Source organism: Comamonas sp. BIGb0152 (assembly GCF_024809975.1).
In the GTDB taxonomy this organism is placed as follows: Bacteria; Pseudomonadota; Gammaproteobacteria; order Burkholderiales; family Burkholderiaceae_C; genus Comamonas.
Genome location: NZ_JANUDY010000010.1, coordinates 71,804 through 96,223, shown reverse-complemented (window position 1 = coordinate 96,223; position 24,420 = coordinate 71,804). Strand labels below are relative to the sequence as shown.

The following is a 24,420-nucleotide window of genomic DNA, read 5'->3' as shown; positions in this document are numbered from 1 at the left end:
ACACACCATGACGACCACGGACTACACCTCTACCGCCCCCGCTGCTGCCGATGCACAGGCGCACGGCCAGTTGCTCGCCGACCTCAAGCACCATGCCTACGAGCACCTGCTCAGCCGCATCGAGGAGCTGGGCGCGGAATTTGGCCGCTGGTCACAGGCAGCGATTGCACAGTTTGTCAAGCTGGAGCTGGACAGCTTTATCCGCCTGCATGCGGTGCCGGTGAACGAGCAGGAAGCGCGCCAGGTGTCCGAGGCGCTCAGCCGCGAGCTGACCGGCTTGGGGCCGCTGCAGCCGCTGCTGGAAGACCCCCGGGTCGAGGATGTGCTGATCAATGGTTACCAGGACATCTATGTCTCGCGCGGCGGCCTGCTGGAGCGCGAGACCTCGCATTTCAAGGACGACGAGCATGTGCTGCGCATCGTGCGCCGCATCCTCGCGCCGCTGGGGCGGCGCCTGGATGAATCCAGCCCCATGGTCGATGCCCGCCTACCCGATGGTGGCCGCATCAATGTGATCATCGCGCCGCTGGCCATCGACGGCCCCACCGTCTCGATCCGCAAGTTCCGCAAGGACCCGCTGACCCCCAAAGACCTGGTGCAACTGGGCAGCTTTAACGAGGACATTTGCCGCATCCTGGAGATGGCCGTCAAGGCACGCTGCAATATTTTGGTGAGCGGCGGCACCAGCTCGGGCAAGACCTCGCTGCTCAACGCACTGGCCAGCTTCATACCCAGCACCGAGCGCATTGTGACCATCGAGGATACGGCGGAGCTGTCACTCAACCACAACCACGTGGTGCGGCTGGAGAGCCGGCCGGGCAGCTTTGACGGCTCCGGCCATGTCAGCATCCGCGATCTGCTGGTGAACAGCCTGCGCATGCGGCCCGACCGCATCATCGTGGGCGAAGTGCGCAGCGGCGAAGTGCTGGAGCTGCTCCAGGCCATGAACACCGGTCACGACGGCTCCATGGGCACCATCCATGCCAGCTCACCACGCGAATGCCTGTACCGCGCCGAGATGCTGGCCGGCTTTGCCGGGTTTCAGGGCAGCGAGGTGAGCCTGCGCCGCCAGATTGCCAATGCGGTGGACTTTATCGTGCAGATCGGCCGCCTCTCCAATGGCCGGCGCCGCCTGCTGTCATTGACGGAGGTGACCGGCATGACCGACAACATGATCTCCACCCAGGAGCTGTACCGCTACGAGGCCCAGACCGGCCCCGATGGCCAGGAGCAGGACCAGTGGGTCTCCATGGGCATCTCGCCGCATTCGCCCAAATTGCTGGCCTGGTGGCGGGGCCAGCAAGCCAGCGGCAGCGGAGGGCCGCGATGAACCTGCACCCCGCCGTCCTGGTCATCGGCGCGCTCGCCTGCGGCCTGCTGGCGTTGGCGCTGTGGTTGTTCTCGCGTGCCCAGCAGCAGCAGGCCCGCCAATCCATTGCCGGCCATATGCAGCGCAGCCGCGATATCCAGCGCGACCTGCTGGCCGCTGCACCTGCCCCGCTGCCGGGCATGGCCTTGCCGCCCCGCATGCCTGGCGCGATGCCCGCCAGCTCCAACCTGCGCCAGTGGCTGTATGACCACCTGGGCTATGGCGCCTGGGGGCTTGCCCCCCGCGTGCTGGTGCTCTGGGCGGCCATCGGGCTGGGCCTGGTCCTGCTCGCCAGCCTGCAAGGCGGTGCAGTGATGGGCAGCCTGGTGCTGCTGGTCTATGCCGTGTTGGTCTGGTTCGCCATTTGGCACCGGGTCAGCAAGCGCCGCGCCAAGATGCTCTCGCAGTTGCCCGGATTTCTGGACAACATGGTGCGGCTTATCTCCATCGGCAACTCCCCCCACGCCGCGTTTCAATTTGCCAGCGGCAATGTGCCTGAGCCGCTGGGCGCGGCCCTGCTGCATGTGAACGCCTCGCTCAGCGTATCGCCCGACCTGGGCCAGGCGATGGCGCAGTTGGAGCGCACCTGGAAATTGCCGGAGTTTGGCCTGCTGGCTGCCGTGTTCCGCATGAGCACCCGCTATGGCGGCCGGGTCGACCAGGTGCTCGAACGCGTGTCCGCCTACATCCGAGACCGCCAATCTGCCGAACGCGAACTGCATGCGCTGTCGGCCGAAGTGCGGCTGTCTGCCTGGGTGTTGGCGCTGCTGCCCATCATCGTTGGCACCTTGATCATGCTGCTCAACCAGGGCTACTTCATGCGCATGTGGAATGACGGCACCGGCCAAAAAATGATCTTTGCGGCTGCAGGACTGGAGATATTTGGATCCTTCCTGCTGTACCGGCTGGCACGTTTGCGATAAGGAGACCCGCCCATGCCTTTGCAGATACGCCTTGAACGCCACCGACTCGCCTTTGCAGAGCGGCAGCGGCTATTGCAGCACCCCGGCAAGGAGCAGCCATGACCGCCCAGCAACTGTGGATGCTCAGCTTGGCGCTTGGCGCATTGGGCCTGGCGCTGCTGGCGGCTGGCTTGCTGTGGCGCCAGCAGCGCACCGCGCGGGCCGAGCAGCGCGTGGCGCAATTGCTGCAGCAGCGCGAAGCGACGGCGGCGGTGATCCAGCCTTTTCCGATGCCCGGCTTGCAGACCCAGCCGTCTCAGTCTGCCGCTGCCCAGGCCGAACAGGAAACAGCCCGGCAGGTGCTCGAACGCCTCAAGCCCCCTGCCTGGCTGGACACTAGCCTGGCCAAGGCCTTGTTTGCCGATGAGGACCGCAAGCTGATGGAGCAAGCAGGCATCGAGATGGCGCGTGGTGGCCTGGTGTTTGTCGCCAGCCGTATCGTTCTGTGTCTGGTACTGCCCGCCTTGTTGTTGTTGCTGCTGCAGCCCCAGGGCGTTATGGCGTTGGTCTATGCATTTGTAGCCTTTGGTTTGGGTCTGATGCTGCCCAAGTGGATCCTGCGCTCCAAGGCGACGACACGCCGCAAGCAGGTCGTCGAAGAACTACCGCTGTTTGTTGACCTGCTGCGCCTGCTGCAAGGCGTGGGTCTGAGCATTGACCAAAGCCTGCATATTCTGGCGACCGAGTTTGGCAGTGTGCTGCGGGTGCTGAGCGCCGAGCTGGGCCTGGCCAACCGGCTCTACAGCTCGGGCCGCACACGCGAGCAATCGCTGCAGCGCCTGGCCATGCTGGGGGCTGATGACGATATGAGCGCCGTGGTCAATCTGCTGGTGCAGGTGGACCGGCATGGCGGCGCGGTGCAGGAGCCGCTGCGCGAGTTCAGCGTTCGGCTGCGCGAAAAACGCCAGGCCAATTTCAAGGAAAAGATCGGCACCATCACCGTCAAGATGACCGGCGTAATGGTGTTGACCCTGTTGCCTGCGTTGATCGTGATCACCGCAGGGCCCGGCTTTACCGCCGTGATCCGTTCTCTGTCGAACATGGGAGGGAAATAACCATGCGCCATGCAACACACACCCCATCCCGACGCTTTGCCGTACCGCTGCTGGTGCTGGCTGCCCTGCTGCTGGCTGGCTGCGCGGCCAAAGGCCCCAAAGGCTATGGCGCGGCCGAGCAAAGCACCGCCGCCCAGGCCCAGCAGCAAATGGAAAAAGCCGCGCAGCTGACCCAGATTGACCCGCAGCAGACCTACCTGAACCTGATTCGCCAAATGCAGCAGGCCAACCAATGGTATGCATCGCTGGCCCACACCCAGGCCTTTGAGCGCCAATATGGCAGCCAGCCGCAGATCCGCCTGATGCGTGCCGATGCACTGCGCAACACCGGCCAGGGGCCGTTAGCCGAGCAAGGCTACCAGGCGCTGTTGGCCGATGCCGATAGCAGCACGGTGGCACGCGCGCGGCGCGGCCTGGGCCTGCTGTATGCCAGCCAGGGCCAATACCCCAACGCCATTGCGCAGCTGGAGATGGCGCGCCAGATCAACCCCATCGATGCCGATGTGCTGAGCGACCTGGCCTATGCCCAGATGCTGGACGGCCAGACAGAAGCCGCCCACCTGCCGGTGCTGCAGGCGGCGCAGCTGGCCCCGGCCAATGCGCGGGTGCAACTGAACCTGGCGCTCTATCTGCTGGCCAGCGAGCAAAAGGCGCAGGCCTCGCAACTGCTGCAGCGCCTGGGCCAGCCCGCTGCCAAAAATGTGCCTGCCTTGATCGATGCGAACTCGATGCAAACCTTGCAGGCCCAACTGCAGACCGTGCAGGCCGCCATGCGCCGGCGCAGTGGCGGCGAGTTAGCGCCAGCCGCTGCACCCTTGGTGGGCAGCCAGGCGCTGCCCGCAGTCCCCGTGCCCGCGACGGCGGCAGAAGTCGCCGTGGCAGAACCCACGCCCGCTGTACCCACCGCCCTGCGCAGCATCGCCGTTGGCAGCGACAGCCCCGAGGCCAGCCCGGCCCGCAAGATCGCGCCCTAGCCGCCCCAGAACCAGGAGTCCACCATGTTGCAACCCTCTTCTCTCCCCCTCTGGCGTTCCGTGCTGCTGCTCGGCTTGGCCGTGTCGACCGGCTTGGCTGGCGTGGCTGCCCGGGCCGAGACCAGCCGAGCCGTTGCGTCGGTAGAAGTCGATATTCCCAGCCTTGAAGCGACGCGGCAAGCGCCCATTGTGGAGATCGCCGAGCGCGCCTCTCCCGCAACGCAGCCTTATATCCCGCTCGCTACTGAAAACAGCAACCCTTCGCTGGAGAACCCGGTCATCTGGCGCAGTCGGCCAATCGTCATTGGTAACGCTACTGAACGGCTGCTGGCACTGCAGGCCGCATCGCCTGGTGTGCATCCACGCCCCATCGATGGTGAACAAGCCAGCCGCAGCTACCTGCGCTACCTCAAGAGCTTTGAGACCAAGATCCCCGAGCGCTTTGACACCGGCCTGGATGTGAAGCAGTAAGCGCCGCGCCCAGGAGCCAGATATGCGTCCGCACCGCCCCCCCCCTCAGCACCGCTGCAGGCGCTCGCGCCAACAGCGTGGGGTGTATGCGCTCGAGTGGGCCATCATCTTCCCGGTGTTTTTTGCGCTGCTGTATGGCATCGTCTGCTACGGACTGACGTTTTTGGTGCGCCAGTCGATGCAGTACGCGGTCGAGGAAGGCGCCAGAGCGGCGCTGCGCTACCCCAGCTCCACCATCATCGGCAACAACCCGCCCACCTGGGCCTTTCGCAGCCTGCAGGCGCGCCGCACCACGGCCAATGCGCTCAGCTGGCTGCCGCCGGGTTTGCGGCCGGCCGAGGGCGATATTGACTTCACGCTCTGCCACCTGGCAGATACCGCTTGCAACCAGGACACTGCGCTGAACCCCGCGCTGGACTGCACCGTCGATACGCCCTGCCTGGTGCTGGTCAGCTACCGCATCGACAACTACCGCCAAGGCGCCATTGCCCCGGCCATCCCCGGGCTAGGCCTGGTGCTGCCGGCCAGCCTGCAGGCCCAGGCCAGCTTGCTGGTGGACAGGAGGATGCTGTGAAGCGCCTCTGCCTGGTCCACAGCCACAGCGCCCAGCCGCTGCGCCAGCGCGGCGTGGCCGCCATCGAGTTCGCGCTGATTGCGGTGTTCATGCTCGTGATGCTTTTGGGCCTGACGGTGTACTGGCGGGCCTTCCAGGCGCAGCAGTCGCTGACGCGGGCCGCTGGCGATGGCGCCCGGGCCATTTTGGGCGTGTTGGCCGTGGGGGTCAGTGATCCCTGCCACCCCACGCAGGCAGCAGCCAACCGGGCGACCATCCAGCTGCGGGTGGCGCAATCGGTACGCGCCAGCCTGGAGCGCAGTGACGTCCCCGGCACGGTGGCCGACCAACTCACCGTCAGCCCCATCCAATGGCAAGCGGCCTGCCCTAGCAGCGGCACGGGCAGTGCCTCGTTTGAGCTGCGCTACCAGCTCGTTCCGCTATTTGGCACGCCGGGCCAGTGGATCACAGAGCCCAGCCAGCTCTATGAAAAAAGCGTGGTGCACTTTGCATCGCTGCTGTGAGGAGGATTAACGCCATGTTCGCCTGTTCACTCCGAACCCCCACCCACCCCGTCCCCCTGGCACAGCGCGGCGCGGTGCTGGTGCAGTTTGCACTGATGGCCGCCGTGCTGGTCACCCTGCTGGGCACCGTGCAGATTGGCTATATGTACTACGCCAAGCGCGATCTGCAGCGCATCGCCGACATCGCCGCGTTGGAAGCCGTCAACGCCATCACTTATGGCAATGCCGCTACCTGCGGGCTGGGCCAGGCCGCAGCCAACCAAAGCGTGACCACCCAGCTGCGGCTGTCGCTGGACAACGAACAGCGCCGCATCGACTGCGGCCACTGGGACAGCAGCAAGGCCGATGCGCTGCGCTTTGGCTTGGCCAGCAGCCCGCTCAATGCCGTACGCGTGCAGCTGCAAGGGGAGGTATTGCAACTGCTGCCCTTTGTGGGCTCGCGCCTGGTGGCGGCCAGCGCTACGGCCGCCAAAGAAAGCGAGCCGGTGGCGGCGTTCTCGATTGGCTCGCAGCTGCTGCGCTTCAACAACAATGGCCTGCTCGGGCGCATCACCGCGCTGGTGGGGCTGGACATTGAGCGGCTGACCATCCTCGACAAGGACGGCATCGCCAATGCCAAGATCACACCATCGGGCCTGCTGAAAGTGCTGGGCCTGCCGATTGGCGTCAATGACCTGGCGCTGCTCACCCCCAACGACCTGGCCAATGTGAATGCCTCGGTGATCGATCTGATCGACGCGGCGATCAATGCCGGCAGCGACAGCCTGCTCAATGCCGGGGTCAACATTGCGGCCCTGGTGGATCTGCGCGCCTACCTGGCTGCCTTCCAGCTTGCCAACATCAAGCTGCCGCTGGGCGGCGACAAGGGCCTGCTGGCCGTCATCTCTGCAGGCGGCGCTGCCTCGCCCATCGGTGCGGGGCTGGATGCCGCCATTGGCCTGGGTGACCTGGTGCGCACCCATCTGGTTGCTGCCAACGGCACCAACAGCGTGGCGCTGGGCCTGACGCTGCCCGGCATTCTGAATGCCAACCTCACCGTGGTCGAGCCACCCCGCAACGCCATCGGCCCGGCCAATGGCCAGACCAAGGCGCGCAGCGCTCAGGTGCGGCTGACCGTCAACATCGGCGAGCAAAAGAATGTCAGCACCCCCGGCCTGCTGACCGCACTGCTGGGCAATCTGCTGGGCATCCGGGTGCACATCCCTATTCAGGTCGATCTGGTGCGCAGCACCGGTACCTTGGAAGCCATCCAGTGCACCGCCGCCAGAAACGACCGCCGCGCCAATATCTCCGTGCGCTCTGCGATTGGTGATGTCTGCATTGGCCAGCTCAATGCCAATGGCGTCTGCCAAAAAACCGAGCTGGTGGACTTGAACCTGCTCAATCTGCTGGGCGGGCTGCGGGTGCAAAGCAAGCTCTCCACCTCGCTGCTGCAAGGTGCCACCTACTCGTCGGCGCCCAACGCACAGGCCTGCCCCTACAACAGCACCGGCGTGGATGAATGCCTGGTCGGCATGCAGGTGAATGAGGAGCGGATGAGTGGCCCCAACGGGCTGCGCCTGGGCACAACCGTCAGCAATTTGTTGAAGCAGGTGCCCGCGTTGGTGGGGGATGTACAGAACGCCGAGTACTACGGCGTGCTGGGCGGCTTGCTCGGGGGGCTGCTGGGCGGCTTGCTGGGGGGACTCAATGCACTGCTCAATGTGGTGGTCACGGTGGTGAGCGCCTTGCTCGCGCCGCTGCTCAACTCCATTGGCGGTGTGCTGGACCTGCTGCTGCAGGGCCTGGGCATTGAGCTGGGCCGCGCCAGCGTGGATCTGCTGGGCATCCAGTGCGACACCGCGCAATTGGTGCAATGAAGACAGGAGAGAGCGCAGCGCTATGAAAACAAGAGGGAATAGAACGTGAATCAGAACGATTTGGTCATCTACGTCTGGGAAGGCCAAGCAGATATCGCAGAGCGGGTGGAGCGCTGCATGGTCAATCTGGATGTGGATGTGGTGCGTGCCGATGGGCTGAACCTGTCGCCCGTGGTGGCGCAAGGCGGCAATGCCATTGCGGTGGTGAGTGTCTCGGTGCTGGAAGGTGCGCGCTTCACGCGCCAGGGGATGGAAAGCAATTTTGGCGGCATGCCGGTGCTGTGGGTCAGCGCCAAGCCGCGTGGCGAAGGCCCGGGCAGCTATGCCACCGAGTACTCGCATGTGTTGCCCTTTGACTTTACCGGCGCCGAGCTGCGGGCCATGCTGGTGCGCATTGTGCGGCGCCTGCAAAGCACCAAGCAAAGGCAGCCTCGGGGAGATGACATCATCGCCGAGGCCGAGTGCATGCTGCACCTGCTGCGCGATGTAGACACCTTTGCCGATTGCGAGCACAGCGTGCTGATCTTTGGCGAGACGGGCACCGGCAAGGAACGCATTGCCGAACGCCTGCACGAGCGCAATACGCACTACGGCCAGGGGCCGTTTGTGGTGGTCAACTGCGGGGCCATTCCGGATGGCCTGTTCGAGTCGCTGTTTTTTGGCCATGCCAAGGGCTCGTTCACTGGCGCCGTCACTGCGCACAAGGGCTTTTTTGAGCAGGCCAATGGCGGCACCTTGTTTCTCGATGAGATCGCCGACCTGCCGCTGTACCAGCAGGTCAAGCTGCTGCGGGTGCTGGAAGAGCGCACCGTCACCCGGCTGGGCGCGACCTCGCCCGTGACCTTGGATTTCCGCCTGGTGGCGGCCACCAACAAATCGCTGCGCGAGCTGGTGCATGCGGGCAAGTTCCGGGCCGATCTGTTCTTTCGTCTGGCGGTGATCGAGCTGCAGTTGCCCAGCCTCGAAGAGCGTGGCGAGGCCGACAAGCTGGCCATCTTCAACAGCATTTTGCGCAAGGTGGTGGGCGAGGAGATGATGGAGCGGCTGGGCGGGCCGCCGATGTTCATCCTCGATGCCGTGGCGCAGATGTACTTTCCCGGCAATGTGCGCGAGCTGCGCAACCTGAGCGAGCGCATCGGTGTGGCCGCCCGCCAGACCCAGGACTGGCATGCCGGCGGTGCCACCGAGCGCCTGCTGCTGCAGGCCCAAAGCCTGTCGGCAGCCACTTTCCCGATCGAGACCCTTGCGGCCGGCCCGCTGCTGGCCGAGCGCGGCAACTGGGACCAGGAAGAGCGCAACCGCATCATCGAGGCCCTGCATGCCAACAGCTGGAAGCGCCAGAACACCGCCCAGCAGCTGGGCATCAGCCGCAAGGTGCTGTGGGAGAAGATGCGCAAGTACCAGATCTCGGATGGCGAGCCGCTGGTGCCGCTGTCTCCCATCAGCGCCGCTGCCAGCGACGACCTGCCAGGTGTTCCCTCTTAAGCCGATCCCTTGCCCCCCATGAACGACAAACCCCTGATTGTTTTTGTAGGCGCGGTCTACCCGAGCCAGTACAGCCTACTGTGCAGCCACCTGCGTGCCCAGGGCCTGGCAGACGCCTGGTTCATGACCACGCCGGGCCACAAGGCCAACCACGACAAGCACTGCGACCACCTGCTGTCCTTCCAGCCCGATGGGCTGATCGTTGGCCCCCAGAGCTACTACTACTCGGACAAGGTCGAGCGCTCGGCGCGCATCTGCCGGGGCGTGCTCAAGGCGCTGGAAGACTTTGAGGCCGCGCAGGGCCGCAAGATCGATGTGGTGGTGGCCCATTCGCTGTGGGGCGCGCCCAACTGGCTGTATGGCGAGCTGGAGGCGGCCATCGTCAGCTATATCGAGTTCCCCAGCTACCTGGCGCATGGCTGGGATGCCGCCTACCCGCCCGACCAGGCCCAGCGGCTGGGGGACCGCAATACCGAGATGCTGAGCTTCCACCAGGTGCTGTGCAGCGACCTGACCATCGTGCCCAGCGCCTATGCGCGCTCGATGTTCCCGCCGCTGCTGCAGGAGCGGATTGCGGTGCAGTTCGAGGGCTTTGACATCCAGCCGCCGCTGCGCAATTTTGGCGCGGCCAGCGATGCCGCGAACGATACTAAAAAGCCTTTCACCATCGCGTTCTCGGCGCGTGACCTGTCGAGTGCCAAAGGCTTTGAGACCTATATCCGGCTGGTGGACCGCATGGTGCGCGGCGGTGATGGCCACAACACCCGCTTTATCGCCATTGGCGATGCCAAGGCCTCCACCTATGGCTATGAGCAGCAATGGGTGGAGCGGCGTTATGGCGGCAAGGTGGAGAGCTTTCGCGACCACCTGCTCAAGGTCTACCCGGCCGCCGAGGTGATTGAGTTCCCCGGCCACCTGCCCTATGCGCAGTTCTCGGCGCTGCTGGCCGAGGTCGATCTCTTCCTCTACCCGCTGCGCTATGGCGTGGCCAACTGGGGTTTGATGGAGATCCTGGCGCGCGGTGGGTGTGTGATCGGCTCCAACTGGGGCTTTGCGCCCGAGCTGATCACCCACAACGTCAACGGCCTCTTGCTGCCCGACAACGACGACGACTGGATCGAGGCGATACGGCAGCTGCGCGGTGACCCAGCCCGGCGCCAGCGCTATGCCCAGGCTGCGCTGGAGACCGGCAAGGCCTACCACATCGCCAAGGTGGCGCCCCGCTTTATGGCGCTGTTTGCGCGGGCGATGGCCAACCGCAAGGCGCCACTGGTGGCGCAGCGCTAAGGCCTGGTTTTCAAGGGTGAGACGAGGCGCAGAGCCGCTGGCAGTACCCAAAGTACGACAAGGCTCTGTAACGCTGTATCAAGGGTTGTATTAGCCCCTCTTCCAGCGGGCAAAGCCTTGCGCTCTTAGCGCGCAAGCCGGGCATTCACCGCAGCCATAGCCCCAGTCGTGGCGCTGGCTGCGGTCGCCCTTGTAGCAGGTGTGGGTGTCTTCTTGCACCAAGGCCGTCAAAGCGTCGCCGCCCAAATCCTGCGCCAGCTGCCAAGTCGCGGCCTTGTCGATCCACATTAAAGGCGTCTCTACCACCAGCTGCCGGCCCAGACCCAGGCTCAGTGCCACCTGCATGGCCTTCATGGTGTTGTCGCGGCAATCGGGGTAGCCGGAGAAATCGGTCTCGCACATGCCGCCCACCAGCACCTGGCACTGGCGGCGGTAGGCCACGGCAGAGGCGAGGGTCAAGAACACCAGGTTGCGGGCCGGCACAAAGGTATTGGGCAGGCCATCGGCCTGGTAGGCCAGCGCGGCATCGCTGGTCAAGGCCGTATCGCTGATCTGGCCGAGCACATCGATATTGAGCAGGTGGTCATCGCCCAGCTTCGCCGCCCACTGCGGGAACTGCGCACGCAGGTTGGCGAGCACGGTGCCACGGCAGTCCAGCTCCACCCGGTGGTTCTGGCCGTAGTCAAAGCCAATGGTTTCGACCTGGGCATAGCGGCTCAAAGCCCAAGCCAGACAAACGGTGGAATCCTGTCCACCCGAAAAAAGTACCAGCGCCTTGGCGTCTTGCATGCTGCGCTTCTCCATCCATCAAAAAACAAAAATACCCGCCTGCTGCAGGCGATGACTGGTGTGGCCGGCAGCGCTTAGCTGCGCTCGCCCCAGGCGGTGCTGGCGTCCGTCAACGCATCGCTTGTCGTGGCCGAGAGTATCGCGTCCAGCAAACCGGGAAAGCGGGCATCGAGGTCCTCGCGCCGCAGCGACAGCAGGTTCTCGCGCCCCACGGGGCGCTGCCAGATCACGCCGCTGCTGCGCAGCACGCGCCAATGGTGCGTCATGGTGGACTTGGTCTGGTCGCGCAAGAGCGCCGTGCAGCTGCGCTCCTGGCCATCGGCCAACACACGCACTACCGCCAGGCGCGTGGGGTTGCCCAGGGCGGTGAGCACATTTTCCAAATGGATTTGCGCAGCTTCAGGGTGGTGAGGGATCATCCGGGGTCCATGCGCCAACGGGGCGCGTGCATCGGCCTGCCAGGCCAGTTCAAAGGGCGCCATTCTGCCTGCGTCTGCACGCCTGGCAGCAAGACTGGCGCTATTGTCCCCAATCGGGCAATACCCATGACGACAGTACGACTGTCTTCGTACTATTAATATTGCTGTTTTCTGGCCCTGTGCCGGTGCCTCTGTGAGGCTGCCGGATGTCGCAACGTGGGAGCGCACAGGGCTGCAACATGCAGCTGAATCCGGCTGAATCACTCGACCCAAGGAGGTCAACATGGCCCGCCATACCCCCATAGAACGCTATCGCAACATCGGCATCTCTGCGCACATCGATGCCGGAAAAACCACGACGACCGAGCGCATCCTGTTCTATACCGGGGTGAGCCACAAGCTGGGCGAAGTCCATGATGGCGCTGCCACGATGGACTGGATGGCCCAGGAGCAAGAGCGCGGCATCACGATCACCTCGGCTGCGACAACGGCCTTCTGGTCGGGCATGGAACGCAACTTTGCTGCGCACCGCATCAACATCATCGACACGCCCGGTCACGTGGACTTCACGATCGAGGTCGAGCGCTCCATGCGCGTGCTCGACGGCGCCGTCATGGTCTATGACTCGGTGGGCGGCGTGCAGCCGCAGTCCGAAACCGTCTGGCGCCAGGCCAACAAGTACAAGGTGCCGCGCCTGGCCTTCGTCAACAAGATGGACCGCGTCGGTGCGGACTTCTTCCGTGTGCGCCAGATGATGGTGGACCGCTTGAAGGCCAACCCCGTGCCCATCGTGATACCGATTGGTGCCGAGGCCGAGTTCTCGGGTGTGGTTGACCTGATCAAGATGAAGGCCATCATCTGGGACGAGGCCTCGCAGGGCATGCAGTTCGAGTACCGGGAGATTCCCGCCGAGCTGCAGGCATCGGCGCAGGAATGGCGTACCAAGATGGTGGAAGCGGCAGCCGAAGCCAGCGAAGCGCTGACCGACAAGTACCTGAGCGAAGGGGATCTGCCCGAGGCCGACATTGTGGCCGGCTTGCGCCTGCGCACGATTGCGACCGAGATCCAGCCCATGCTGTGCGGCTCGGCCTTCAAGAACAAGGGTGTGCAGCGTTTGCTGGACGCCGTGGTCGAGCTCATGCCTTCGCCGCTGGATGTGCCTGCGGTGACCGGCCACAGCGAGGACGACGAAGACGGCGAGTTGCTGACACGCCGTGCTGACGATGGCGAGAAGTTCTCTGCCCTCGCCTTCAAGCTGATGACCGACCCGTTTGTGGGCCAGCTGACCTTTGTGCGCGTCTACTCGGGCGTGCTCAGCAAGGGCGACCTGGTCTACAACCCGATCCGGGGCCGCAAGGAGCGCATTGGCCGCATCGTGCAGATGCATGCCAATGAGCGCCAGGAAATCGACGAGATCCGCGCCGGTGACATTGCCGCCTGTGTGGGCCTCAAGGAGGTGACGACCGGTGAGACCTTGAGCGACCCGAGCGCGCCGATTATTTTGGAGCGCATGTCCTTCCCTGAGCCCGTCATTGCGCAAGCGATCGAGCCCAAGACCAAGGCCGACCAGGAAAAGATGGGCATGGCCCTGTCACGCCTGGCCGCTGAGGACCCCTCGTTCCGCGTGCGCACCGATGAGGAATCGGGCCAGACCATCATCGCCGGCATGGGCGAGCTGCATCTGGAGATCATCGTCGACCGCATGAAGCGCGAGTTCAATGTGGAGGCCAATGTGGGCAAGCCCCAGGTGGCCTACCGCGAGACCATCCGCAACACGGTCAAGGATGTGGACGGCAAGTTTGTGCGCCAGTCGGGCGGCAAGGGCCAGTACGGCCATGTGGTGTTCACCCTGGAGCCGATGGCGTCCGGCGACGGCTTTGCCTTTGTCGACGAGATCAAGGGCGGTGTGGTGCCGCGCGAGTACATCCCGGCCGTGGAGAAAGGCGTGCGTGAGGCGCTCGCGGCCGGCGTGCTGGCCGGCTACCCGGTGGTGGACGTGCGCGTGCGCCTGACCTTTGGTTCGTACCACGATGTGGACTCGTCCGAGCAGGCCTTCAAGATGGCGGCCATCTTTGGCTTCAAGGAAGGCATGAAGAAGGCCAGCCCGGTGATCCTGGAGCCGATGATGGCCGTCGAGGTGGAAACACCCGAGGACTATGCCGGCACGGTGATGGGCGACCTGTCATCGCGCCGGGGCATGGTGCAAGGCATGGATGACATCGCCGGTGGCGGCAAGAGCATCAAGGCCGAGGTCCCCTTGTCCGAGATGTTTGGCTATGCGACGCAGCTGCGCTCGATGACGCAGGGCCGCGCCACCTACACGATGGAGTTCAAGCGCTACACCGAAGCGCCGGCCCATGTGGTGGCCGGTATTGCGACCCGCTCGAGCCGCTAAGGCCTGGGCCTGCTTCGGCAGGCCACCCAGCCCATAGGCAAGCCAGTCAACAGGCACACCGCTCCCAAGGCTGTGTGCCTGTTTTTTTATGCGCAGTCCTCAAAAGCGCCAGGTGGCGCCCAACAGCGGGCCGGCCATCGTCACATCGATGCGCGTGCCGCCCCGGCGGTAATCCAGGGTCAGCACCCGGTAGCCCAAAGACACAAAGGCCTGCTCACGCCACTGGTAGTTGACGGTGGCAGCGACCTGGTGCGTGGCCCGCGAGCCCACGCCAAAGCCGCCCACATCGCCATAGGCCATAGCCGACCAGCGCGGTGCGAGGGGGATATGGGCACGCAGGCCGAGGACGGGATCGACAAAGCGCTTCTCAGGCGAGGTCTGCACCAGGCCGCCGGCCACATCGACGGAGGCCTTGACGCTCCAGGCGCGCAGGCCCGCCAGCAGATCCAGGTTGATATCGGGGCTGGAGACAGCGCGGTAACCCGCTGCCAAAGTGGCAGAGGCCTGGCGGAAGCTGCCCGATGCCGGCAGGCCCAGCGGCAACTTGCCCGAGCGCGAACTGGACGAATAGCTGATATCGCCCAGCAGTACCAGGCGATCCTTGCGGGCATAGCCGGTCAAAAAGAAGGCGGCATCCAGGTCCTTCATCACCTCGGGAAATGACTTGTCCATCGATACCACACTGCCGCCCCGAAAAGGCCGCAGATCACCACCCACACCACTGGCCCAGACATAGGGCGTGAGCTGAACAGCCCAGCCGCCGGTGGCGCCCTCCTCGGCTAGCGGCCGTTGCTGCGCCACAGCGGCCAAGGGCAGGCCTGCGATGGCGACCAGCGTTGCCAGCCAACCGCTGCCCGCAATGGCTCCACGCAGTGCATCTGAAGCGCACCCGAAGGTGCCAGGTGGAAGCCTCATTGCCGAACCCTTAGGCGGTTTCGCCCCACCCAGACCAGCACCATCAGGCTCAGTGCCACGATGGACAGCCCGTTCAGACTCGCCACTGGCCTTGCACCTGAGCCCGGGTTCGGTGGCACGGTGCCATCGTCCTCGACGGTCAGTATGTCCTTGGCGGGCGAGGTATCGAGATACGCCGATCCCCTGAGATCGTCTGCATCGTTCACATACGTGCCCGCCATGGCGGTGACCTTCACGCTGATCGCGCAGCTCGCGTTGGCCTCTACATCCGCACCCGTGATGGAGAGGGCCTTGCCGCCCGGCACCGCGGTGATGGCGCCGTTGCTGCAGCTGGTAAATGCACTGGGCGTGGGGGCAATCGCCAGGCCTGCAGGCAATGTATTGGTCAGCTCAAAGCCTGTTCTCGGGCCGGTCCCCACATTGATCACGCTCAAGGTCAGCGTGCTGGTTTCACGGGCTTTGATCGACTTGGGCGCGAACGCAATCTGCACGGCGGTGTTGACCAAGGCGGACAGCGAGGCTTCCGTGGCCGATGCGTTCGTGGTTCCAGCGTCCGTGGTGATCGCTCCGGCAGGAATGCTGTTCACCTTGTTGCCGGTCGATGACAGAAACACATCGATGGTCATGTCACAACTGTCTTGGCCACCTCCATAGGCACTGAAGTAAAAGCCAGAGAACGTAAATGCGTCATGCCCCGGAGGCATCGTCAGGTGGGTGGCTGCAGACCCATCCTCTTTTTTGCAGGTCGTGGCCAAGTTGGGGTCGGAGGCAATCAGCATTCCGGCTGGTAGATGGTCGGTGATCGAGATGTTGCCTTGCGGCAGGCTGCTGCTGCTCGTCGCGGCGAAATGCAAGGTCAACGGCACAGACTGGCCACCAAACGCGCTACTCACGGGAAAGCTCTTGACGACGGAGATGCCCATGTTCGACTGGGACAACTCTGCCGTCAGCTCCAGCGGATTGGTTTGGTTTTGGTCGTTGGTAATGGCATTGGCCGGGATGCGGTTGGTCACCTTGCCAAAGTTCAAAGGGTTGCCGCCGTTGTGCGTCAGCTCCACCTCGATCTGGCATGCACCACCCGCCGCTACGGTGCCCCCGGTAACGTCAATCCTGTCCGAGCTATTGGCTGCGCCAGGCGTGATGCTGACCGCCGCCGCGCAAGTGTTGGCCATCACCTGGCTGTTTTGAAGGTAACCAAAGGCAGCACTGCCGGGCAGCGCGTCCGTCACGGCCAGATTCGTGATGGGCGTCGCCCCTGTGCTGTTATCGAAGCGCAGGACCAGCCGCGTCTTGGCGCCGCCATTGGCGCCAATCTGGTTGGGGGTAAAGCGCTTGCTCGCGCTGAAATCGCCGGTCACGGCCACCCGGGCGTTGACGGCGCTGGGGTTCGACACCCCTTGCTCCGTCGTCACCGTGTTCGCCCCAATCGTGTTCTGGTAACCGCCAGACTGGTTGCTGACGAGCTTGATCCAATAAAAGCAACCCTGGTTCAGGCTGGCGTTGGAGGCCGCCGCGCCTACCGCGCCAGGTACGCTGGCGCCACTGAAGCGGACCCTGTCTCGGCCCGCCTCGTCGACGACAGAGACGGTGCCATTGACCGCGCAGCTGGCGGCCGCTGTTTCTCCATCGGGGTTGGTCTGGACCAAGGCCTCCAAGGGCTGCACCGCCCTGACGCCATTGGGCAGCAGATCCGACACCACCACCTGGCTGTAGGTCGTGTCGTAAAGACGGTTGAACACGTTCACCCGCATCCAGAACGCTTCACCTTTGGCAACCTGCAAGCCTCCCGTGGTGCCGGTATGGCTTGCGGTGCGCGCATCGTTGAAGAAGGTCTTGCTCAAGGTCACGGCTCCGCCGCTGCCCGATGCGGTGACGGACAGGTCTGCAGAGGTGGCCGCATCGATATCTGCTCCCGTGATGCCGTCAAAGCCCACATCGCTGGTGTTCAGCGCGTTCGTGGTGTTGCCCAAGGCCGAGGTCGCCTTGACCCAAAATTCGACATAGCAACTCCCCAGCGAGCCACGGCTGAGGTTGGCTGCCGGCACCGTAAAGCCGTTTAGCGCCACGGTGGTCGCATTGGCGGCCAGGCTGGGTTTGGGTGTCGGCCATCCGCAGGTCCCCCCCACCTCACTGGCCACCGCCACCACATCGGCTGGCAGCGTGTCTGTCAGGTCGCCGCCGGTCAAAACGCGCGGCATCGGGTTGCTGAAATACACCCTCACCGGCACCGCCTGGCCCACCACGGCCGATGCCGCCCCCGTCGTGAACAACCGGCCATGCAGGTTAGCGGGCTGGGGCAGCAGGTTGGTTTTGGCACTGGTGCCGTTCATGAAGGCCTTGGTCATCTTGATCTGGCTGCGCACATACAGCGTGCTCTGGGCGGGGACCACATTGGAGCTGCTGCCATCACTGACGGCACCCGCAGGGATCGTGTTCACCAGTGCGCCGCTGGCTGCCGCGCTGGCCTCGACCAAGGCCGTCACCGTGCAAGTGCCCCCTGGCGCCACCGTCGCCCCCGCCACGCTGAGCGATGAAGAGCCCATGGCGCTGGGGGTGGTGGCAGGGCCGCAGCTGCCGCTGAACGTGGGCGTCTCCAGCAGCGTTAACCCGGCCACCAGCGCATCCGTAAAGCCCACATTGCTCTTGGCCTCAGGCTCATTGTTTTTGACCGTAATGGTCAAGGTGCTCCGCCCGCCTGCAGGGATGGTGGCTGGCGCAAAGCTCTTGCCGACGGCAAAGGGGCTGGTCGGCGCACGCACCCGCAAGGTCGCAGAAAAAGGATCGGACTCCAAGCGATTGGATCCGCCCATGGCGTAGGCGCCGCCTTGGGGGACGCTGTTGATGAGGTTGCTGTCTTCGCTCACATCGCCCGAGCGCACGGGGATAGACAGCTGACAAGCCGGGTCCGTGCTGCCGGGCGAGAAGGGCAGGTTCAGCCCTGACACGGACAGCGTCTGGGCTTTCGTGCCAGCAGGGGCATCCAAAAAATCGGAAAGCGCCAGGGCGCCACCGGTGCAGCCGGGGCCAGAGAGCGTGGCGAGCGCCAAATCGGCTGGCGAGAACCACAGCTGCCCAGGGGGCGCCGTCTCTGGGAGCGTGTCCGTGACCGCTGCATCCAGCGCGCCACCGCTGGTGTTAAAAAAATCAAAAGTGAGGGTGGACTGGCTGTTGGCCGGGATATTGGTAGGTGAGAATTTCTTATTCGCTAAAAAATCCTGCGCCTGTGCGCCCCCCATGGCTGAGACTAATAAAGCTGCCGTGATGAGATGCCTTGCGCACAGGGCTTCTCTGCTGGGTAAACGGGTCGTGGCTTTCATAATCTCCCATCAAAAATACCGTGACAACGCATGCATGGCATGGGGTATTTGGTATTTTTGATTACACTCCTTTCTAATGGAAATTTAATTTCACAACGCAAAATACCTGGAAATCAATCTCTAGAACGGCTTGGCAGCGGCCTGCCTCAGCTTCAGTGTAAAACGATAAAAACGATACCCCGGCTTATGATTTTCAGAGCTGGCAAAACCCGTATCTCCCTCATTCCCTGCGCTACGCGCGAGGACCCCGGAAGCCATCAAGATTAAAGAACATTTGCCTTATTTTTATCAAGCCTGCCAGCCCCAGAACTGAGCAATGCGATACATCAGCGATGCATTCAACCAGGCCCACCCGGGCCATGGATGGGAAAGCAGTGGTTTGGCGGTCAATAGAAAATCATGGGTATATTATTTTGGGATTTACTGCCGCTTGATGCCCTTGAATATCAATTGGCTTGGTACGGAATTGGGCATATCAATGCATTGTTCACGCCAATGATAATCACGAAGGCAAATAATCATTTCGAAAAAATGGTTCAAGCAAGGTGGCCTATAAAAGGCATATTGCATTAAGATTCAAATCAATTGTGCTGTCAATAAACAAAAGCAATTAGTTATAATTGCTTACATATTAAATTCAATCGATTTCATCGTGCCGATAATTCTCTTCTCAGGGCGATGGCGGGGTGTACGCTTTTCCGCCAGCTTCAACCATTTATCAAGCCTTTATCCAGCGCCCTCAGCCGTGGGGGCGGGCCAACGCAGGGAGCTTTGCAAAGGGTGCTTAGAGGCGCTAACACGACCCAGCAAACCGCAGGTTTGCGGTTGAGACTAGTCGTCCCCGACTAGGCGTCCTGCCGCAGGCAGTACAGTAGTACGACAAGGCAGGGCAACGACGTATCAAGGGTTGTGTTCGCGACTCTTAGCCCACCTGCGCAAAGCGCTCTGCCAGCCAGTCAATAAACACCCGCAGCCGTGCCGAAGGCTGGCGGCTGTAGGGATGGAGTACGGACACCGGCATAGGAGGTGGAGGCAGATCGGGCAGGACCTCCAGCAGATCCCCCGCGTCCAGCGCCTGCGCAATGCGGTAGCGCGGCACCTGCACCAGCCCCAAGCCCGCCATGGCCGCGCCGGTGTACAGATCAGCACCGTTGACGGTGATGCTGGGCTTGAGCCGCCGCTCGACCACCTGTTTGCCCACGCAAAACTCCAGCGCCACCGGGCGGCCCGTGGCGCTGGAGACATAGGCCACGGCGGCATGTTGGGCCAGCTCATCCAGCGACTGCGGCAGGCCATGGCGCTCGGCGTAGCGGCGGCTGACGACGGTGACCTGGCGCAGCGACGCGACCTGGCGCCCAATCAGCGTCGAGCTTTGCAGGCTGCCGGCGCGTAGCACGCAGTCCACCCCTTCGCGCACCAGGTCCACCAGCCGGTCGTCCTCGGCCATGTGCAGCTGCACCCCGGGGTACTGCTGGGCAAAGTCGCCCAGATGGGACATCACAAAAAAGCGCGCCAAGGTGCCCTGCAGGTTGACCCGCAGCAAGCCCTGCGGGGGTGCATGGCGAAAGGCCGTCTCCGCTTCCTGCAGATCGGCCAGCAGCCGGGTGCAGCGGCGGTAATAGTCCTCCCCTTCCGAGGTCAACCGCACCTGGCGCGTGGTGCGGTCCAGCAGGCGCGCGCCCACCCGGGCCTCCAATCTCTGGACCAGGTTGGTCACGGTGGCACGCGGAATCTGCAAATCATCCGAGGCCTGGGCAAAGCTGCTGCGATCGGCAACGCGCACAAATACCTGCATTTCCTGGAAGCGGTCCATCAGCGGCGGGGATGGCCGCTGTAGCGGCATCCATTGTTAAAGTAAACCGAATTATAAAATTCAAATCACGGCAATGATCTTTGCAGTGGAATAGTGAAAAATCCAGGCATTCCCTCCCCAACTGAGAGCAGACATGAAGCAATCCACCTCCATTGCCCTGATCACCGGCGCATCGCGCGGCATCGGTGCCACCATTGCCCGGCGCCTGGCACAAGACGGCCATGCCATCGCCATCAACTATGCCCACCAGGCCCAGGAAGCCGAGGCACTCGCCCAGGCCTTGGTCAGCGAAGGCGGCCAGGCCATCGCTGTGCGCGCCGATATCTCGCAGGCCGACCAGGTCGCGGCGCTGTTCAGCACAGTGGAGCAGCAGCTGGGCAAGATTGATGTGCTCGTCAACAATGCCGGCGTGCTGAGCACCAGCGCCCTGGCCGACACCAGCGACGCGCTGTTTGCCAAGACCTTTGCCATCAACACCCAGGGCGTCTTCAACACCCTGCGCGAAGCAGCCACGCGCCTCAACGCAGGCGGGCGCATCATCAACCTCTCGACCACCGCGCTGGCCCTGAACCTACCCGGCTACGCCATCTACAACGGCAGCAAGGCCGCAGTGGAGGCCTTTACCCGCGTGTTCGCCAAAGAGCTGCGCGGCCGCCAGATCACCGTCAACGCGGTAGCCCCCGGCCCCGTGGCCACCGAGCTGTTCTTTGCTGGCAAGAGCGAAGCGCAAATTGAACACTTTGCCAAGATGCCCCCGCTAGAGCGCCTGGGCGAGCCCGAGGACATCGCTGCCGTGGTCGCCTTTCTGGCCAGCAAGGACTCCGGCTGGATCAACGGCCAGGTGCTGCGCGCCAATGGCGGTGTTGCATAAACCTCCACCAGCGCTCCAACTGGCAGCCCGTAAGCACACCAGGGTCTGGGGCACCTCAGATCACCACTCCGCCACACTCCCATCCGCATGGCGCCAGATGGGGTTGCGCCAGCGGTGGCCCTCTTTGGCGCGATCCACCACATAGGCCTCGTTCACCTCGATACCCAAGCCCGGGCCGCCGGGCATGGCGACATAGCCGTCCTGGTAGTGGAAGGCGTCGCGGTTGTGGACGTAGTCCAGCAGGTCATTGCCCTGGTTGTAGTGGATGCCCAGGCTTTGCTCCTGGATGAAGGCGTTGTAGCAAACCGCATCAATCTGCAGGTTGGCGGCCAGCGCAATCGGGCCCAGCGGGCAGTGCAGCGCAACGGCTACGTCGTAGGCCTCGGCCATCGCGGCGATCTTGCAGGTCTCGGTGATGCCGCCGGCATGCGAGGGGTCGGGCTGAATGATGTCGACACCGCCTTGGGCAAACACGCGCTTGAAATCCCAGCGCGAGTAGAGGCGCTCGCCCAGCGCGATGGGCGCTGCGCCAATGGCGGCCAGCTCGGGAATCACCTCCAGGTGCTCGCTGAGCACGGGCTCCTCGATGAACATCAGGTTGAAATCGCGCAACTCGCGCATCAGCACCTTGGCCATGGGCTTGTGCACCCGGCCATGGAAGTCCACACCAATGCCGATATTTTTACCCACGGCCTCGCGGATCATCGCCACATTGGCCACCGCCTGCTCCACCTTGGCATGGCTGTCGATGTACTGCATCTCCTCGGTGCCATTCATCTTGACGGCGGTAAAGCCCCGCGCCACAGCGGCTTGCGCCTGCGCTGCGGTGTCTGCCGGGCGGTCACCACCGATCCAGGAGTAGACACGGATGCGGTCACGCACCTTGCCGCCCAGCAGCTCATACACCGGCACGCCCAGCGCCTTGCCCTTGATGTCCCACAGCGCCTGGTCAACGCCCGCAATGGCGCTCATCATCACCGGGCCGCCGCGGTAGAAGCCGCCCCGGTACATGACGTTCCACAGGTCCTGCACATTGCGCGGGTCGCGACCGATCAGGTAGTCGGAGAGTTCTTCGACGGCAGCGGCCACGGTATGGGCCCGGCCTTCGACCACCGGCTCGCCCCAGCCGACGATGCCTTCGTCGGTTTCGATCTTGAGAAAGCACCAGCGGGGTGGCACGATAAAGGTGGTGAGCTTGACGATTTTCATGGGAAGAACAGAGAAGGATGGGGTAGGAAATCAGCAGGTGCGGTCTGGATCACTCGAAGTCCAGCAGCACCTTCATCGCCTGCGAGCGGTCTGCCGCCAGTGCAAAGGCGCGGGCCGAATCGCGGTAGGACAAGGTGGCGGAGATCAGCGGTTTCACATCCACCAAGCCTTTGTTGAGCAGGGCCACGGCGGTCGCAAACTCCTCATGGAAGCGGAAGGAACCGCGCCAGTCGAACTCCTTGGCCACCAAGGTGTTGATCGGCAAAGTCATCTCGGCGCCGGCCAGGCCCAGCTGCACGATGGTGGCGCGCGGGCGCAGCACATCGAACGCGCTGCGCAGGGCATGGGGGTTGCCGCTGGCTTCGAACAGCACATCGAACTGGCCCTTGTCTGCCGCATAACGGGCCAGGGCCTCGGGCGACTCACCCACATGCACGACCTCATCGGCGCCCACCTGCAAGGCCTTGGCCAGCGGGTGCGCGCTCATGTCGGTGGCCACAATGTGCGCGGCGCCTGCACGGCGCGCGGCGATGATGGCCAGCGCCCCAATCGGGCCGCAGCCTGTGACCAGCACCTGGCGACCCAGCAGCGGGCCTGCGCGCTGCACACCATGCAGCGCCACGGCCAGCGGCTCGGCCATTGCGCCTTCGGCATCGCTGACCTGCGCGGCCAGCAAATGGGCCTGGTGCGCCTCGATAACGATTTGCTGGCGAAACGCCCCTTGCACATGGGGCGTGCGCATGGCGCTGCCGTAGTAGCGCATGTCCAGGCAGTGGTTTTGCAGGCCCATCTGGCAAAAGCGGCACTGGCCGCAAGGCCAGCTGGGGCTGACTGCGATGCGCTGGCCGGCAGTGAATCCTGTCACATCGGCGCCTAGCGTTTCGATGACGCCGGAGACCTCATGGCCCAGCACCATCGGCTCTTTGATGCGCACGGTGCCAAAGCCGCCGTGCTGGTAGTAATGCAGATCGGATCCGCAGATGCCGCCGCAGCGCACCCGCACCAACATCTGGCCAGGCCCGGGCGCAGGCACGGGGACGGATTGCACGCGCAGATCGCCGGGTGCGTGGATAACAAGCGCTTCCATGTCAGAAGTTCCTAGTTGGCTTGGATAAGAGATTCAATTAAGGCTTGGTCTTGCGGTAGCTGGCCAGCGCCGCATAAAACGACTGGGCAAACTCCACGCCCACGGTCGCCTGGTTCTTGTCGATCACCGGCTGCACGGCCGCGCGGATCTTTTCCAGCTCGGCGGCGGGCATCTCGCCCACCTGCATGCCGTGCGACTTGAGCTCGGCCACCACCTCGCCGGCCTGGCGCAGCTCTTCGCGGCGCTGCAAGGTACGGGCCTTCTCGGCGGCTTGCTGCACGGCCTGCTGCTGCGCAGGGGTCAGGCCCGCCCACCATTTGTCCGATGCGATCAGCGCGACGGGGGTATAGACATGGTTGGTGATGGTCAGGTACTTTTGCACCTCGTACATCTTGTTGGCATACATGTCGACCACCGGGTGCTCATAGCCGTCCAGCGCCTTGATCTCCAGCGCGGGGTAGACCTCGGAGAAGGCCATGGGCACGGCGTTCATGCCCATGGCGTTGAAGCTGGCCAGCGCCATCGGGCTTTGCATCACGCGCACGCGCAGGCCCTTCATGTCGGCCATCGTCGCCAGCGGCCGCTTGCTGTTGGACATATTGCGGAAGGCTCCCCCCGCCCAGACCAAGCCGCGCATCTTCATGTCGGCAATGCCGTCAAGCATCTGGCGGCCAATGGGGCCATCGAGCACATGGGCGGCCTCGGCATCGCTGGCAAACAGAAACGGAAAATCAAAAATCTGCAGCGCCTTCTTGCGCGCCGCGATGGGCGAGAGCGCGCCCATGTACAAGTCCTGCGTGCCGCTTTGCACTGCAATCAGCATCTTGTCTTCGCTGCCCAGGGTGGCGCTGCTGTAGACATCGATCTGTACCTTGCCATCGGTGGATTTGGCGACATCGGCAGCGAACTGCTTCATGGCGATGGCGCGCGGGTGCGAATCAGCAAAAGAATGGCCCAGGCGTGCACGCTTGCCCTCTTGGGCCTGCGCGGGCGCCAGGCCCAGCATCAACAAAGTGGCGCAGGCAAGGCCTGCAAAAAGGCGGCGGCGTGGTGTCAGTTTCATGGT

The 24,420-nt window shown here is 63.8% G+C and carries 20 protein-coding genes; 12 read left to right on the top strand and 8 right to left on the bottom strand.

Features of this window, described 5'->3' with window-relative positions; all coding sequences use genetic code 11:
- The first annotated feature begins 7 nt into the window (after positions 1–7).
- The 10 genes from M2375_RS18370 to M2375_RS18325 all read left to right on the top strand — a co-directional run bounded on the left by M2375_RS18370 (position 8) and on the right by M2375_RS18325 (position 10,539).
- Positions 8–1,330: a CpaF family protein gene (locus M2375_RS18370; RefSeq protein ID WP_259169373.1), complete on the top strand. Its 1,323-nt coding sequence runs from the start codon at positions 8–10 to the stop codon at positions 1,328–1,330.
- Complete coding sequence (locus M2375_RS18365; RefSeq protein WP_259169372.1) at positions 1,327–2,292, top strand: type II secretion system F family protein; 966 nt, start codon at positions 1,327–1,329, stop codon at positions 2,290–2,292. The genes M2375_RS18370 and M2375_RS18365 overlap by 4 nt, the downstream gene beginning before the upstream one ends.
- A gap of 98 nt (positions 2,293–2,390) precedes the next feature.
- Positions 2,391–3,386: a type II secretion system F family protein gene (locus tag M2375_RS18360; protein ID WP_259169371.1), complete on the top strand. Its 996-nt coding sequence runs from the start codon at positions 2,391–2,393 to the stop codon at positions 3,384–3,386.
- A 2-nt stretch (positions 3,387–3,388) separates the two neighbouring features.
- Positions 3,389–4,360: a lipopolysaccharide assembly protein LapB gene (locus tag M2375_RS18355; RefSeq protein ID WP_259169370.1), complete on the top strand. Its 972-nt coding sequence runs from the start codon at positions 3,389–3,391 to the stop codon at positions 4,358–4,360.
- Positions 4,361–4,384: 24 nt separating this feature from the next.
- Complete coding sequence (locus M2375_RS18350; RefSeq protein WP_259169369.1) at positions 4,385–4,831, top strand: DUF3613 domain-containing protein; 447 nt, start codon at positions 4,385–4,387, stop codon at positions 4,829–4,831.
- Positions 4,832–4,853: 22 nt separating this feature from the next.
- Positions 4,854–5,405, top strand: coding sequence for a TadE/TadG family type IV pilus assembly protein (locus tag M2375_RS18345; protein ID WP_259169367.1), 552 nt, complete (start codon positions 4,854–4,856; stop codon positions 5,403–5,405).
- Positions 5,402–5,908: a TadE/TadG family type IV pilus assembly protein gene (locus tag M2375_RS18340; RefSeq protein WP_259169366.1), complete on the top strand. Its 507-nt coding sequence runs from the start codon at positions 5,402–5,404 to the stop codon at positions 5,906–5,908. The genes M2375_RS18345 and M2375_RS18340 overlap by 4 nt, the downstream gene beginning before the upstream one ends.
- Before the next feature lie 14 nt (positions 5,909–5,922).
- Positions 5,923–7,767: a TadE/TadG family type IV pilus assembly protein gene (locus M2375_RS18335; protein WP_259169365.1), complete on the top strand. Its 1,845-nt coding sequence runs from the start codon at positions 5,923–5,925 to the stop codon at positions 7,765–7,767.
- A gap of 45 nt (positions 7,768–7,812) precedes the next feature.
- Positions 7,813–9,252: a sigma 54-interacting transcriptional regulator gene (locus M2375_RS18330; RefSeq protein WP_259169364.1), complete on the top strand. Its 1,440-nt coding sequence runs from the start codon at positions 7,813–7,815 to the stop codon at positions 9,250–9,252.
- Between the two features lie 18 nt (positions 9,253–9,270).
- Positions 9,271–10,539, top strand: coding sequence for a glycosyltransferase (locus tag M2375_RS18325; protein WP_259169363.1), 1,269 nt, complete (start codon positions 9,271–9,273; stop codon positions 10,537–10,539).
- A 90-nt stretch (positions 10,540–10,629) separates the two neighbouring features.
- Here M2375_RS18325 and queC read toward each other — a convergent pair whose 3' ends face one another.
- Entirely contained in the window at positions 10,630–11,328 is a 699-nt protein-coding gene (gene queC, locus M2375_RS18320) for a 7-cyano-7-deazaguanine synthase QueC (RefSeq protein WP_259169362.1), read from the bottom strand.
- A gap of 74 nt (positions 11,329–11,402) precedes the next feature.
- Positions 11,403–11,747, bottom strand: a complete 345-nt coding sequence (locus tag M2375_RS18315; RefSeq protein WP_310473188.1) for a helix-turn-helix domain-containing protein — start codon at positions 11,745–11,747, stop codon at positions 11,403–11,405.
- A 283-nt stretch (positions 11,748–12,030) separates the two neighbouring features.
- Here M2375_RS18315 and fusA point away from each other — a divergent pair, with 283 nt between their 5' ends.
- The gene (gene fusA, locus M2375_RS18310) at positions 12,031–14,142 is read left to right on the top strand and encodes an elongation factor G (RefSeq protein ID WP_259169360.1); all 2,112 of its coding nucleotides are present in this window, start codon (positions 12,031–12,033) and stop codon (positions 14,140–14,142) included.
- A gap of 99 nt (positions 14,143–14,241) precedes the next feature.
- Here fusA and M2375_RS18305 read toward each other — a convergent pair whose 3' ends face one another.
- From M2375_RS18305 to M2375_RS18295, 3 genes are all read right to left on the bottom strand, one after another.
- Positions 14,242–15,057, bottom strand: a complete 816-nt coding sequence (locus M2375_RS18305) for a hypothetical protein (RefSeq protein WP_259169358.1) — start codon at positions 15,055–15,057, stop codon at positions 14,242–14,244.
- Complete coding sequence (locus M2375_RS18300) at positions 15,054–18,293, bottom strand: DUF11 domain-containing protein (RefSeq protein ID WP_259169357.1); 3,240 nt, start codon at positions 18,291–18,293, stop codon at positions 15,054–15,056. Before M2375_RS18300 ends, M2375_RS18305 begins: the two co-directional genes overlap by 4 nt.
- Before the next feature lie 1,003 nt (positions 18,294–19,296).
- Entirely contained in the window at positions 19,297–20,187 is an 891-nt protein-coding gene (locus M2375_RS18295) for a LysR family transcriptional regulator (protein WP_259169356.1), read from the bottom strand.
- 133 nt (positions 20,188–20,320) lie between these two features.
- On the opposite strand from M2375_RS18295, the gene M2375_RS18290 reads away from it, so the two are divergent.
- Complete coding sequence (locus tag M2375_RS18290; protein ID WP_259169355.1) at positions 20,321–21,058, top strand: SDR family oxidoreductase; 738 nt, start codon at positions 20,321–20,323, stop codon at positions 21,056–21,058.
- Positions 21,059–21,118: 60 nt separating this feature from the next.
- Here M2375_RS18290 and dgoD read toward each other — a convergent pair whose 3' ends face one another.
- From dgoD to M2375_RS18275, 3 genes are read right to left on the bottom strand one after another with little or no spacing between them, the layout of a single operon-like run.
- Positions 21,119–22,267: a galactonate dehydratase gene (gene dgoD / locus M2375_RS18285; protein ID WP_259169354.1), complete on the bottom strand. Its 1,149-nt coding sequence runs from the start codon at positions 22,265–22,267 to the stop codon at positions 21,119–21,121.
- A gap of 49 nt (positions 22,268–22,316) precedes the next feature.
- On the bottom strand, positions 22,317–23,354 hold the full coding sequence (locus tag M2375_RS18280) for an L-idonate 5-dehydrogenase (RefSeq protein WP_259169353.1): 1,038 nt from the start codon (positions 23,352–23,354) through the stop codon (positions 22,317–22,319).
- Between the two features lie 37 nt (positions 23,355–23,391).
- The gene (locus tag M2375_RS18275; RefSeq protein ID WP_259169352.1) at positions 23,392–24,417 is read right to left on the bottom strand and encodes a DctP family TRAP transporter solute-binding subunit; all 1,026 of its coding nucleotides are present in this window, start codon (positions 24,415–24,417) and stop codon (positions 23,392–23,394) included.
- Positions 24,418–24,420: the final 3 nt, after the last annotated feature.